The following is a 13,960-nucleotide window of genomic DNA, read 5'->3' as shown; positions in this document are numbered from 1 at the left end:
TAGTCCATTTATCTATCCCATTAATCTTACCGGTCAATTTTAAGGTACGACCTTCTCGGGGAATATGAACTGTTTTTTCATAAATCCGTCCGTCATCACATGAACTAATGACTATGGAAATCAAGGTAAGAATAAAGATCGGAATTGTATATTTTCTTATATATAACATCTTTTATATCTTTTAGAAAGTATATTGAAGCATAATAACTCCTGAATGCATAGCTAAACCTAAGTCGTCATTATCCCGGTCGAGTTGTGTATCATGACTTGTACGGGCAATATATTGGTACATTGCTTGCATCTTCAAGTTGCAATTCTTGAAGAAATAATTCACTCCTATGGCAGGCATATTCAAAAAACCGTTTGTATCCAATCCATTACGGTTGAAGAAATCATAGCGTAGAGCCGCTTGCAAACGTGGAGCTACAAAATAACCACCTTGAACATAACCACCTAAATAATCGTATGACTCGGATATCTTTTGACGTTTGGTAAAGCCTACATGCATATAGTACATCTCGGCTCCTAGATAAAGTTTATTCTTCAACATAGCAAATTCAAGACCTGCACGAAAATCATTAGTACTTTCATTTTCACTTTCTACATTGAGAGATGTAGAAATGCCAAACATAATTTTGTCCTCGTGCAAACGATTGGGATTTCCCTGAGTGGCCGGCAATACTCCTTTGGGCATATAAGTAAAGCGACCGGCGTATAATAGGGATGGAATATGCCAATCGTCACTAAATGTTTTAGTAGCTGTATTTACTGAAGCTCCTGTACCATTAAATATACCAACTTCATAGCCGAATTTATCAGCAACTAATCCATGAACTTCTACACCTAAGTCGAAACCTGTACCAATATTGGGTGTTACGGCATTCAGAGAATAGGGGAGAATGGTAGATGCTGTCAGAGATACAGGGAGTGAAGGTAACAATGTTTCTCCTAATGTAGTCAAATAAGCATGTGAAAATGGAGTTTTGAATTTTCCGACACGAATGGCAAATTGCTCTTTTAACTGTACGTCAAACCATGCTTGTTGGAGTAATGCCGCCCCACTGGCAGCAGCATTCATGGAAAGATTGAAAGATACTTTACCAAATGCCTTACCGGTAAATCCTAAGACTGCATAGGGTATGGAAAAACCTGAATTGGCTACATTATCTTGATTATATGCTTTATCCAGTCCTTCATCATCGTAAAAGTTGAAGTTGGCACTTGTTTGTACCAGTAAATAGGGCTTGAATACAAAATCTCCTTTTTTAGTCTCGATGGTAAAGCCTTCTCTTCCTGCTAATGAAACTACACCGTTTTCCGTATCTTCTTCATGTTGAGCCATTATTGCAGTGAAAGGCATGAGCGACAATATAACGGCAGTTATTATTTTATTCATAATAATATTATTCTGTTTTAAATTTAAAGTGAATTTATAAATGCGATAAGTGCGTCGCGGTCTTCTTTACTCATATTTTTGAAAATATTTTTGGACGCTTCTCCTTCTCCTCCGTGCCACATAATAGCTTCTACTAAATTTCTAGCACGTCCGTCATGCAGAAAGTAGGTATGCCCATTAACTTTCTCTTGTAATCCGATTCCCCACAGAGGAGTGGTTCGCCATTCATTTCCTCGTGCCAGACCACTTACATAATCATCGTTCAACCCGACTCCCATGATTTCAGATCCCATATCATGTAGCAGGAAGTCTGAATAAGGGTGGATGGTTTGCCCGCCTAACCATGGTAGTTGAGTACCATTCAATAAAGCCGTTCCACGTGTTTTGGTGTGAAGTGTAGTCACATGACAAAGATGGCATTTGGCTTCGTAGAACTTTTGCTCACCTTTGATTACCTGAGGATCATTCACATTGCGGCGTGCCGGCACGCTTAAAGATTGCATATAAAGGTCCACATCTTCCATCTCTTTTGTGCTGACATCCAGCTGATCGTAAGAAAGCCCCATCATACTACCTTGATTTACTTGTGTTTGTCCTTCGCAAATTTCCTCTGGATAGCGACTGTTAGTGACTCCCATATCACTAGAAAAACCAAGTTCAACTGTTAAATCAGCATGTTGGGCTTTGTTGCCGGAAAGGCCTAAACATTTAACGCCCCGTTCTGTGATGTAATTACAGCGTCCACTAATACCGTACTCCGGATAATTACTTTTCGCAGCTAGAACTTCTATTTCGATAGGATCTAATGCCATCATTTGTCCCATGCCTACATGGCGTAGAGGAATACGTACCGTACAAAAAAGGTCTTCTGGTTTTATTTCATCTGCATACCATTGAGTGATAGTGTAATTGGGCTTGCAAAGTTTATATTCCTCACCGTCCGGGAAGGTGAAGGTTTCTTTAGTATAGGTAACAGAAAGCTTTCCTTCCGGATCAACGCCATAAATAGCCTGATCGTGAAGCACTCGTCCGTAATCTTGGAAAAATGCACCATTTTTACGTGAAATATAAACTAACATTGAGGAGAATCCATAGTTTCCTGAACCACCTTCACTCCACAGTGTTGGTTTGGTGCGACCGGCATTTCGGTGGCAACTTCCGCAAGAATAACCGGCATATACCGGACCTAATCCTCCACCTGTGCCATTACTACTTGTACGGACATCATCATAAAGCTTATCACCAGAATTGAAACGGCTGTCATAGCTACCTGAGATCCAGTCAGCAGGAGTGTCATAGGCAAAGGATGAGTTTAGAAAATTAGTTGCCGTACCGGCTGATAATGCATAGCCTTCAGGAACTTCTATTTCTAAAACATCAATTCCTTCTTCGGTGCAAGCACTACATGCTAACAGGAAAAAGATAGGAAATGAATATTTTAATAAAGAATTCATTTTTATAGATTGAGATAATATACTTGAACATACCAAAGAAGTAAAGGAAGATTTTTCAATCTCACCTTTACTTCTTGAGGTTATTTATGAGATAATCTTATTTGATGGTACGTGCTTTACCATCTTTAAAAAGCAAATATTCTAATGTGTGGAAGCCACGTACATTTTGAGCTGCTGCGATATCTTCATTATCTTCATCGTAGTCACCACTCCATTCTAAATCTGCATAGTTCCCGGAATTCAAAATATTAACAATAGCATCTTGGTCTAAAGGCCAGCTATCCATATTTGGATCAAGGCCTTTTGAAGCAACAGGACCAAACAGAAAGGCTTCACTTGTTTCCCACGGACCACGTGCTTTTACCCAAGCAGAAGCAGCTGTAGTGAATGCTGCGTTACTGGGATTAGCTTGGAAGGTACTAACAGTTTTATAGAGTGCTTCAGTTTCATTCTTTAAGTCCAAGTATGTAGGCAATACGACAACATCTACATATTGTTGAACTACAGGATCTAAAGTACTGTTACTACTAAGAGTTGTGTTATTAGTAATGGTTGGTTTTAATGTATTTGTTAATAAGTTGGCAAGTTCTGCGCAAGCTTCCATAGCGGCTTCTGCTTCAGAACTATTAATGTTATTACGAAAAGGTTGCGGAATATCCAAAATAGCATCATAAGCTTTATTGATGGTTGCTATCATTTGATTATTCAATTCTGAGTAACCGTTGTTGGCAAGAATCTTTGATATTGAATTATCGTTAATACTACCATCTCTAGTTCCATAATATGCATTACGGATAGAAAGTATATTATTTGAATAGTCTTCGCGCGAATGCCAACTGTACCAAGACTCAACAGCATATAATGCTCCGCTGATATTTCCTGCTTCATATTTTTCGTATGGGTCACCAATTTTCTGTGTACCGACTTCATTGGCAATATCGTAACAACCGTCAATAATTTGCTGGACACAGTTCAATGCACTAGAGAAAGTTGTACTGTTATGTTTTTTAAATGTCTCAGCATAACTATCTCCACCCTCATAACTATTATTCCAATCTGAATATAGGTTAGCTGCATCATTTTTTAGAAGAGTAGCTACCACTTTCATGTAGTTGCCCCAGGAAGCCACATTATTTTGCGTACATTCCAGATCTATGGGAGATTGGGTAGTATCATCATCATCATTACTACAAGCGGTAGTTGTAAAAGTCAATCCTGCAATAAGTATTGCAGTGTAAAAGATGTTCTTTTTCATATTTATATAAAATTAAATTATTAATATATACTTATTTTTTTATAAACCAGCCAATGTATGCAATACCGATGGCAAATTCATTTTCACTATTATAGCGTCCTTTACCAAATATTTTGCTTGTCCCTATTTTACGTGTTGTATAATCGGCTTTAATGACCAGGTTAGGTAAAGCATACCAGTTTAAGCCGGCTGTCCACATACTGACCTGATTACGTTTATCCATTGTTTGTCTTTTTTCACCTTTTTCTTGTGGGTTGTAATATTCATAACGGGCAAAAGGATAAATAACCGGAATTTTGCTATTATTGAATATTGACCTGATATTGACTCCAACTTCCCCGGCATAACTTACAGCATTCTTTGCTATCGGGGTGATACGGCTATACGGAGATAAGTTAGATAACTGGGTATTTTTCCCGCTAAGTGCAGCAGAATTTCCTAAATTCCCGTATACAATATTTCCACGTGCAGTTACATATTTATTAAGGTATTGCGCATCTGCTGTATAAATCCTTACCGGAATACTACCAATTTTTGAGTACGTAGCAGCTTTATCAGAATTAGAGCCTGCATTTACACAATAATAGAATGACGCTCCTACACGTAAACCGAGTACTCCTTTATAATCCAATCGGGCAACATAAGCTGGTGAAGTAAAGTTATCTTCTTCAAAGAAACCTTGTTTACCACTGGCTACCCACGTGTTTCGGTCAAATCCATTAGCATTTAATCCGGTAACTACCATAGCTTGGTAATCGAAACTGGCATGTCCTTTTCCAAAAGAACCGAAAAAGGCTAAACCTGTTTCATGCCACGTAGATGGTAGAATGGTTGTTTCTCCTTCCGGACGTGAGGTCCCGAAAAAGAGCGTTGGTTCATGATGTGCATTTGTTAGTCCCACTGGTACAATCATATGTCCGGCACGTATGTTGAAAGCCGGATTTATTAAGCGAGTAATGTGAAATTGTTCCAAGGCAACTTCACCACCCTTTTCAATTTCTGTTTCATATTCTCCGTTCTCAGAGTTTTCTAGTTCAAGAGCAGTTCCTGTTCCACCGGATTCAAACTCAATTTCAGCCCCAAGTATCCATTTAGAATTAAATTTGTAATCGAATGCTAATACAAAGCGTGGAATAGAAATTGTATTTCTTTGATCATTGGCATTTCCGTCACTACCACCATAGAATCGGTTGATACCATAGTCTTTAAATTTTGCGACAATTTCACCATAGCCGCCGAAACGGAATTTTGTATACTCTTCCGAAGAAGATTTGATACTTTTAGATTTTTCTTGCGTTTCCTGTGCTGAAAGTGTATGAAATGAAGACAGGAGACAAAGAATGAAGATTGCAGTTAGTTTTCTCATTTTTTATATATTTTTTCGACTGCAAAGTTATAGGAGGTTAAAACGGGGTACAATACCTAAAAATAGGCATAGTTATTTCTTAAATTCAGTATATTTAGGTAGTTTAAGGTTGAATAGTAAAAAGGTAGAGAAAAATATAAAATATAAAAAGGTGTATATCAGTATAGAATGAAAAATACTGAAATACACCTTTTTGTAGGATTACTAATTTGATTTAGTTAAGAGTAATTGCTTACTTCCATATTATTTTGCTGATATCGGTCAGAACTATTCTCGTACACACCTGTGGGTATTTAACCAAGCTATAAATATATCATTCAAACAGCAATCTTAATACTTTCTTTTTTACTACAATAACGTTTACATTGCTGGCATAGATCATATCCTAACATGGTCCCTAGAATGAAGTCTTCCTCAGCTGTTAGTTGGTTTAAAGGGCGGATGATAATATGACGCATAGCTTTCATACATTCAGACTTTCCAAAAAATAGGTTGATTTTACTTGTACCAACTTCTTGTATCATATAACTTATTTTCTGACTTTTGAGCCGACGGACAGCAAATTCTTCATATTCTTTATTCATAGTATAAAGTACCATGTTACGTACACCTTTCTTATACTCATAGATATGGTTGAGAAAAATCCGGATCTCACCGGGAATTATTCTTTCAGTGGGCATAATGTAAACAGATTTTTTATGATAGACTATTAATTGATTTCTTGTTTTACTTGTTCTACCCATTTACTGATTCGTTCATCTGTTTTGTTGTCTTCGTTCACTTCATCAATTGGAAGTCCGATAAATTTCCCATTAACGACAGCAATAGAAAAATCGAATGTGTATCCGGTAGTATCGATTGTACCGCAGAATTTACAATTAGTATCTTTTAGTTCTTCATAAAGAATACCTATACCATCACAGAAGGTATCGCAATAAGAGTCTGAATCACCACAACCAAACAAAGCAACATATTTGTGAGACAGATCGCATCTTTTTAGAACTTTCACTCCATCATACCAATCATCCTGTAGCTCGCCGGCTCCCCAAGTAGAGGTACCTAGCACCAATATATCATATTCTCTAACCAAATCTTCCGTAATTTTAGAAGCATCGTAAATATGTCCGGAGGGGACATTCAGCTTTTCTGCAATTTGACGGGCTATGTCTTCAGTAGTTCCAGTTGTGGAACCATAAAATACTCCGATTTTATTCATTTTTATTTCTTTTTTTATGTGATGTTGCAAAGATAGAGGGGCTTGTTGAAATAGAAAATCCCTATTAATAATGGAATAACAGGCCTTACTCATTATTAATGGGGATATTATCAAATATATTTTTTGATATTTTAAGATTTTAGGTTATCTTTGTAGTCGTCGAAACAAACATAGTTTAGTAAATATGAGAAACTTAAGGTACCTTTTTGGGGGAATTATTGGCTTGATACTAGTCTCATGTGTGGATGAGAAGAATTTGTATAAGCAGGATGGGGAAACATCAAAAGATGAACAGCTCGGTTTGTCCTCGGACTTTAATTTGAAAACAGTAAAAAACATTTCAATTACTGCACTCAATGGGGATGGAGAACCACAAAAGGATGTAAAGTTTGGAGTTTTTATGAGCCAGCCTTATATTGGTGAAGGGATCATTTCTATAGATCCGGTATATGTTGGAAATACGAATGCTTCGGGTAAATTGGAAGCGGAAGTAGTAATAGCAAATAATATTTCAACAATTTATGTAGCTCCTCTTACAACAGGCTACGGTCAGGTGCAGGAAGTGAATGTTCAAGATTTTATTTCATTAAATTTTCAAGGCGTTGCCTTTCCTCAATTTGCTACCAATGTCCGTGGCACTACTTCTATTGAGATTCCTCAAACTTTTACTAAGGTTAGTGGATTGTATGAATTATATGTACCTTATAAAAATACGGAGGTAGATAAAGATGGTATTCCGGTTCAAGGCGGTTGCTCTTTGGTATCTAAAGAATTACTGTCTACTGTTTTGATTAATCAGATTGATAGCTGGTATCCGGAGCGGGAAAACGTTCATAAAGCAGACCTTTCTAAAAATTCGGATTTGAGAGTTATCGATGAAAATGGGGCTGAGGTTTGGGTGACTTACGTAGGTGATGGAGGTTTTTATGTTTCCAATCGAACAGTTTATAATTCATTAATGTATTATAATTATAAAGAAGGAGAAATAAATGGACATAATGATATTGATAATCTACATATGACAATGTTACTTCCTAACACAAATCAGATTCAATGTCCATCCGGATTGAAGGTTCAGTTGCTTTATTGGAATGGAACTGAATATAGCACGGTTTTTCCAAAGGGAACACGTATTGGATTTGCTGTTGCACGAAATGGTTTTAAGAAAGATGGCACGGTTATAACAGAAAAGAATGCTTATTCTTTTAAAAATAAGACTTATCCGATTGTAGATGGTGAAGTGTCTGGAATGTATTACTCTACTCCGATGTTGAATGCTTGGGGAAAATCTCAGGCTATAACTCGGCAATTGGGTTCTTCTAACTGTTGTGTGACAGGGTTTGATATTCGTCCTTTCGGTGATAATAATTCTGATTATGATTTCAATGATGTGATGGTGAAAGTGACAGCTAGTCCTGTGGAAGCTATTGAGCCTGGAGAAGATATTCCGGTTGATGAGGAAGTGACTGTTAATGAATCTATTCATGGTACATTGGCTTTTGAAGATCAATGGCCTAATCCCGGAGATTATGATCTGAATGATTTTGTGGTGAACTATACTTATAGTGTAGTTAAAAATACTGATAATAAAATTACGGATATCAAACTGCGTTTAAAGCCGATAGCTAAGGGAACGGCTGCTTATACAAAAATAGGTTTTGGAGTAGAGTTGCCTTTAACAGAGAATGATATTGAGGTTGCAAAAGTGGAAGGTGCTACCTTGGAAAGTGGGAATTCAAAAGCTACTTTCGTTGTATGGGAAGATGTAAGTGAACTTTTTCAGATGCGGATGGCTTTATAAATACAGAGAAAGGATCTGATTTTGTTTCAGTAGAAGAGGTAGTTGTAAATATCCCTTTGAAAGTTTCGGTTAGTAATCTTTCTTTGATGAAATTCAATCCATTTATATTTGTCAATGGGCGCTCCCGGGAAATTCATTTACCGGATTTTGCTCCAACGTCTAAAATGGATAGAACACTACTTGGAACACAGAAAGACTGTTCCGATGAATCAAAAGGAATTTTCTATCGAATGGAAGATATGTTTTGTTGGGCATTGGATTTTCCTCGTGTTTCCGCAAATGAATCTGCATGGAGATATCCGAAAGAGAGATCATCTGTGGTAAAGGCTTATAAAAAGTATAATGAGTGGGTGACTAATAAGACAGATTTATCTTGGTTCGATTCTACAATTTCTGGAAACGTGAACGAGGAGGAATTATATTAAGTACGATATAATGTTTTTTTAAGTAAAGGGATTATCTTTCACGAGGTAATCCTTTCTTTTTGAGAGGTATGTATGAAAATTAAAAATGAACTTGTCGGTATATCGATGTTTACATAATTGTATAAATTAGGCGTGGATTGCACAAGATTGCATGAATATTTATGATGCTACTCATGAAATTTGTGAGATCCACGCCTTGAAAAAGGTATGATGTAACTTTTTTAATGATGGAATAAGCGGATACCTGTAAACGCCATTGCCATATTATATTTATCACAAGTTCCAATTACATGGTCGTCACGTACTGAACCGCCTGGTTGAGCAATGTAGCTGACTCCACTTTTATGAGCACGTTCGATATTATCTCCGAAGGGGAAGAAAGCATCAGAACCTAATGCTACACCAGTCATACTATCCAGCCAAGTACGTTTTTCTTCACGAGTCAGTACTGCCGGTTTTTCTGTGAAGAATTGTTGCCAAACACCGTCTGTTAATACATCATCATAATCTTCGGAAATATATACGTCAATCGTATTATCGCGGTCGGCACGACGGATTTTCTCAATCCAAGGTAAGTTCATTACTTTGGGATGTTGGCGCAAATACCAGATATCCGCTTTATTTCCGGCTAAACGGGTACAATGGATACGTGACTGTTGTCCGGCACCAATACCGATTGCTTGTCCGTCTTTGGCATAACATACTGAATTTGATTGAGTATATTTCAGTGTAATTAAGGCAATAATCAGATCACGTTTTGCATTAGCCGGAATTTTTTTGTTTTGTGTGGGCATTTCTTTCAAAAGGCTCTCATCAATTTTTAGCTCATTTCTGCCTTGTTCAAAAGTGACGCCAAACACATCTTTGTGCTCAATAGGAGCCGGACGGTAAGCTGGGTTTATCTTGATAACATTATAAGTTCCTTTTCTTTTATTCTTCAGGATCTCCAACGCTTCGGGAGTATAGTCCGGAGCAATAACACCGTCAGAGACTTCACGGTTGATGATGCGTGCTGTTTCTTCGTCGCAAGTATCGGACAATGCGATAAAGTCTCCGTAAGATGACATACGGTCGGCTCCACGTGCTCGAGCATAAGCGGTAGCTAGTGGCGAGAGCTTAACGTCGTCTACAAAATAGATTTTCTTCAGTGTATCATTCATATCTACTGCTACAGCAGCACCTGCCGGGCTGACGTGTTTGAAAGAAGCGGCGGCAGGCAGTCCGGTTGCTTCTTTGAGTTCTTTTACTAATTGCCAGCTGTTGAAAGCATCCAATAAGTTGATATAACCGGGGCGTCCATTCAATACCTCAATAGGTAGATCGCCTTCTTTCATGAATATACGTGCTGGTTTTTGGTTAGGGTTACAGCCGTATTTTAGTTCGAGTTCGTTTGCCATAATATGGGTTAATTATGAATTACTGATTACAAATTGATAGCGACAAAATTACTAAAAAAAGCATATCCCTCCTAGCTCCTCTGAAAATTAGTAGCATATAATCACTAATTAGTATTCCGTAATAAATCAAAATACCTATAAATGGTGATTGTGCACTCATAAAATAATGCGTTTCTTTGTATGCGTAAATATTAAATAGGTATAGATGGATAACTTACAGAAATACAAGCCAACAGATAAGATGATCGATCTCATCAGTGATAACTACTCCTTGCTACAGGTGATGAGCCGTTTCGGATTATCGTTGGGATTTGGTGACAAAACAGTTCGGGAAGTTTGTGAACTTAACGGAGTGGATTGCCATACTTTCCTGATTGTTGTTAATTTCATGACAGAGGGGTTTTCCCGGTTGGATGGAAGTAGTGATGAGATTTCTATTCCTGCACTGATTGATTATCTGAGGCAGGCACATCTCTATTTTCTAGACTTTTGTCTTCCTGCCATTCGTCGTAAACTAATTGAAGCTATAGACTGTTCGCAAGATGAGGTTGCATTCCTGATTCTTAAGTTTTTCGATGAATATACGAGAGAAGTACGTAAGCACATGGATTATGAGGAAAAGACTGTGTTTAAGTATGTAGATTTATTGCTCCAGGGGGATGCACCTAAAAATTATCAGATTAGTACTTTCTCTAAACACCATGACCAAGTGGGAGAGAAGTTGACAGAACTGAAAAACATTATTATTAAGTATTGTCCTGCTAAGACGAATGTTAATCAACTCAACGCTGCTCTTTTTGACATATATACTTGTGAAGAAGGATTAGAATCACATTGCAAAGTAGAGGATTATATTTTTGTTCCTGCTATTCTGAATTTGGAAAGGAGGATAAATGAAAATGAAAAATAACGAAACCATTCGGATTGCTATAGCTGAAACTTCTGTTATTGTTCGTTGTGGACTAACAGCTGCGTTGAAGCGTCTTCCTAATTTGAAAATACAACCAATAGAATTGCTTTCTGTTGAAGCTTTGCATGATTGTTTGCATACGCAATTTCCTGAAATGTTAATTGTTAATCCTGCATTCGGTGATTATTTTGACGTTAATAAATTCAGGGAAGATACTGCAGGGAAAAAAATACGTTTAATAGCCTTGGTTACATCATTCGTTGATGGGGCTTCATTAAGTAAATATGATGAATCTATATCTATATTTGACGACTTGGAGGTTCTTTCTAAGAAGATTCATACTTTGTTGAATGTAACTATAGAAGAAGAGGAAATAGATAGCCCGGATACATTGAGCCAACGGGAGAAAGAAATTGTGATTTGTGTTGTCAAAGGTATGACTAATAAAGAAATGGCAGAGAAACTGTTTCTATCTATTCATACTGTTATTACTCATCGGAGAAATATCAGTAAGAAACTACAAATACATAGTGCGGCTGGATTAACCATTTATGCTATTGTAAATAAGTTAGTTGCATTAAGTGAAGTGAAGAATTTATAACTTACAAAGAATGTTATAAAACATAAAACGATTTGCCAGCACAGAGATTCTTTGTATCTTTGCAGCGCAGTTGGGAAACTGTTATTAGTTAATAAGGTAAAAGAAAAGATTTTTTAGGTAATTAGAATAATTAAGGTATTAAAATTATTTCCAATAGGATAAGTTTTTTGATAAAAGGTAAAAGGGTAATAATAGGTAAGAAAGTTTTGAGGTAAAAGAAAAAACGTTTTTAGGAGAAGCAAGAAAATTAAAGAAAAGCCTTAATGGCTTTTCTGATGTAGGGCGAGTGATTCCATTATGAGGAGTTGGCTCGTTTTTTTTATGACTTCCCCAAACAGATAGTAAAAAATGAATCAATATACAAACTGTCAGATGAAAATTTATTGGAAGCCAGTCTCTGATTGTTGTAGTAAAATAAAATCCCGGCGAAATCACTTCGACGGGATTCTATTTCATTTTTACTTAAATGTGGCTACGTAATAAAATTATGACTAATTAATTCAATTCTGATACTGCAAAGATAGTTTGTTTTTATTAATGCCACAATCCCCTTTTAAAGGTATATTGTTAAGTAATTCTCATTATTTATAGTTACTAAAGATTGATTATTTCGTCTTTTTCCATTCTTTAGTTTCAAAATCATAGGATTTGATCACTTTTGCAGGACTTCCGGCACATATAGAATAAGGGGGGATAGAACGGCTGACTACACTTCCGGCAGCTACTATGCAATGTCTTCCTAAAGTTACTCCGGGTAGTATAACTGAGTTGGCACCTATCCATACATCATCTTCAATTATGATGAGTTGGGTACTTACTCCTTGTTCGTCAATTAGCTTGTCTGTATTTTGAAAATTATGATTAAGACCACTGACGGTTATATTTTGAGCTAAGTTTACGTGATTCCCGATACAGACTGGTCCAATAATTGTGTTTCCTAACCCTATGCGAGTATGATCTCCAATAATAATATCGCCAACTGCATTGTTCAGGCAGGAGAAATCTTCTACAACGGAATAACGTCCTAAAGAAAAACGATTAAAAGGGGGAAGATCTTTACGAACGCTACGATATATGATAGCTCCCTTTCCGCATTTCAAATATGTGAAATAGAATAATCTTATCCACCAATTGGGACGCGTTTTAACGGGATGCATGATAAAGCGATGGATTATTTTTTTTAAAACTGGATGTTGCTTGATTCGCTGCTTTAATGTCATCGTTTCCATATTAAAAGTTTTATTCTTTTTTTCTTTTTCACTAGATAATCCGGGATTGCTAAACTGTAGGTAATTGATAATCCCAATAATATAATCCACCATTTAAATGAAGACATCCAATCATATCCTGTCATTAATAAAGTCCATATACAGATACAGGTGTATAATTTTGATGGGGATGGCAGTATCTGTTGGATAATTCGATTACAAAAGTTCCAGTTCCGTTCTAAGAGAGAAGGGAATAGATAAGACAAAAGTTTACCGGTTCGCTTGCGATAGGGATAAACAGGCATTGATTCGCAGTATACTGTTGCGTCGGGAAGATAATCAATATATATGTTCTGCTTAAATAATTTACGTTCCAGATTTGTTTTAGATGTTTTTAGGTTGTTTTGTAACCAAGCCAGATCAATAGCTATATTAGCTCCATACAAATTAGATGAAAATCCAAGTTGTGTATTTCCAACTCTAAATAGGTTATTATTTATTTCTTCACGTACGGCTTGTATATATTTAGTGAAACCTTTACGATCTTTAATGACTGAATGCAATTGAATAACTTTGGTTCCGGCATCGTATGCGTTAAATACCTTTTCGATAAGTTGAGGAGATAGGTCATTGGCAACGTTGGATAACAGGATTACCAAATTGTACTGTTCTTTGTTTAGAGAAAGAACTGTTTCCGGCAAATCCTTATAAGTGATTAAATCATATGATGTTTCTTCACTTATAGTATTAGAAAAATTATTTTTTTCTGGAATAAGGATGGCGCAACGATATTTCGATTTAACTTTGGGATACGGCGTACGTTTGAAATGTGAAGCTAAAGCAAGAATGAACCAATATATTAATATAACTACTGTAAAAAACAGTAACGAGTCGTCTATTATAAAAATAAGGGTATCTATCATGTAGAGGG

Annotated in this window: 13 protein-coding genes; 4 read left to right on the top strand and 9 right to left on the bottom strand. The window is 36.6% G+C overall.

Annotated features, from left to right (window positions below; genetic code table 11):
• Positions 1-181: 181 nt before the first annotated feature.
• From PHO71_RS21150 to fldA, 6 genes are all read right to left on the bottom strand, one after another.
• The gene (locus tag PHO71_RS21150; protein WP_300207186.1) at positions 182-1,396 is read right to left on the bottom strand and encodes a porin; all 1,215 of its coding nucleotides are present in this window, start codon (positions 1,394-1,396) and stop codon (positions 182-184) included.
• A 23-nt stretch (positions 1,397-1,419) separates the two neighbouring features.
• The gene (locus PHO71_RS21145; RefSeq protein ID WP_300207185.1) at positions 1,420-2,850 is read right to left on the bottom strand and encodes a di-heme oxidoredictase family protein; all 1,431 of its coding nucleotides are present in this window, start codon (positions 2,848-2,850) and stop codon (positions 1,420-1,422) included.
• A 97-nt stretch (positions 2,851-2,947) separates the two neighbouring features.
• Positions 2,948-4,105, bottom strand: a complete 1,158-nt coding sequence (locus PHO71_RS21140) for an imelysin family protein (protein WP_300207183.1) — start codon at positions 4,103-4,105, stop codon at positions 2,948-2,950.
• A gap of 31 nt (positions 4,106-4,136) precedes the next feature.
• Positions 4,137-5,471 carry a porin gene (locus PHO71_RS21135; protein WP_300207182.1) on the bottom strand — a complete coding sequence of 445 codons (1,335 nt, stop codon included), beginning with the start codon at positions 5,469-5,471 and terminating at the stop codon, positions 4,137-4,139.
• 317 nt (positions 5,472-5,788) lie between these two features.
• The gene (locus PHO71_RS21130) at positions 5,789-6,151 is read right to left on the bottom strand and encodes a DUF2023 family protein (RefSeq protein WP_300207180.1); all 363 of its coding nucleotides are present in this window, start codon (positions 6,149-6,151) and stop codon (positions 5,789-5,791) included.
• 29 nt (positions 6,152-6,180) lie between these two features.
• A complete protein-coding gene (gene fldA / locus PHO71_RS21125; RefSeq protein ID WP_300207178.1) occupies positions 6,181-6,687 on the bottom strand; it encodes a flavodoxin FldA in 507 nt (168 codons plus the stop codon).
• Positions 6,688-6,871: 184 nt separating this feature from the next.
• Here fldA and PHO71_RS21120 point away from each other — a divergent pair, with 184 nt between their 5' ends.
• Complete coding sequence (locus tag PHO71_RS21120) at positions 6,872-8,488, top strand: LruC domain-containing protein (protein WP_300207176.1); 1,617 nt, start codon at positions 6,872-6,874, stop codon at positions 8,486-8,488.
• Positions 8,485-8,913, top strand: a complete 429-nt coding sequence (locus PHO71_RS21115) for a DUF4842 domain-containing protein (RefSeq protein WP_300207190.1) — start codon at positions 8,485-8,487, stop codon at positions 8,911-8,913. The genes PHO71_RS21120 and PHO71_RS21115 overlap by 4 nt, the downstream gene beginning before the upstream one ends.
• A 221-nt stretch (positions 8,914-9,134) precedes the next feature.
• Here PHO71_RS21115 and PHO71_RS21110 read toward each other — a convergent pair whose 3' ends face one another.
• Positions 9,135-10,310, bottom strand: coding sequence for a phosphoribosylaminoimidazolecarboxamide formyltransferase (locus PHO71_RS21110; RefSeq protein ID WP_300207174.1), 1,176 nt, complete (start codon positions 10,308-10,310; stop codon positions 9,135-9,137).
• A 205-nt stretch (positions 10,311-10,515) separates the two neighbouring features.
• Here PHO71_RS21110 and PHO71_RS21105 point away from each other — a divergent pair, with 205 nt between their 5' ends.
• Both PHO71_RS21105 and PHO71_RS21100 read left to right on the top strand, forming a co-directional pair.
• Positions 10,516-11,220 (top strand): hemerythrin domain-containing protein, encoded by a 705-nt coding sequence (locus PHO71_RS21105; RefSeq protein WP_300207172.1) that lies wholly within the window; start codon positions 10,516-10,518, stop codon positions 11,218-11,220.
• Positions 11,210-11,821: a LuxR C-terminal-related transcriptional regulator gene (locus PHO71_RS21100; RefSeq protein ID WP_300207169.1), complete on the top strand. Its 612-nt coding sequence runs from the start codon at positions 11,210-11,212 to the stop codon at positions 11,819-11,821. The genes PHO71_RS21105 and PHO71_RS21100 overlap by 11 nt, the downstream gene beginning before the upstream one ends.
• Positions 11,822-12,426: 605 nt before the next feature.
• Here the strand turns inward: PHO71_RS21100 and PHO71_RS21095 are convergent.
• Together PHO71_RS21095 and PHO71_RS21090 are read right to left on the bottom strand one after the other, a co-directional pair.
• Positions 12,427-13,050, bottom strand: a complete 624-nt coding sequence (locus tag PHO71_RS21095; RefSeq protein ID WP_300207167.1) for an acyltransferase — start codon at positions 13,048-13,050, stop codon at positions 12,427-12,429.
• On the bottom strand, positions 13,038-13,952 hold the full coding sequence (locus PHO71_RS21090; protein WP_300207165.1) for a glycosyltransferase family 2 protein: 915 nt from the start codon (positions 13,950-13,952) through the stop codon (positions 13,038-13,040). The genes PHO71_RS21095 and PHO71_RS21090 overlap by 13 nt, the downstream gene beginning before the upstream one ends.
• Positions 13,953-13,960: the final 8 nt, after the last annotated feature.

It is taken from the genome of Bacteroides sp. (assembly GCF_028690125.1).
Classification (GTDB): Bacteria; Bacteroidota; Bacteroidia; order Bacteroidales; family Bacteroidaceae; genus Bacteroides.
Note: the sequence above shows the minus strand (reverse complement) of the source record. Positions and strands in the feature narration are given on the sequence as shown.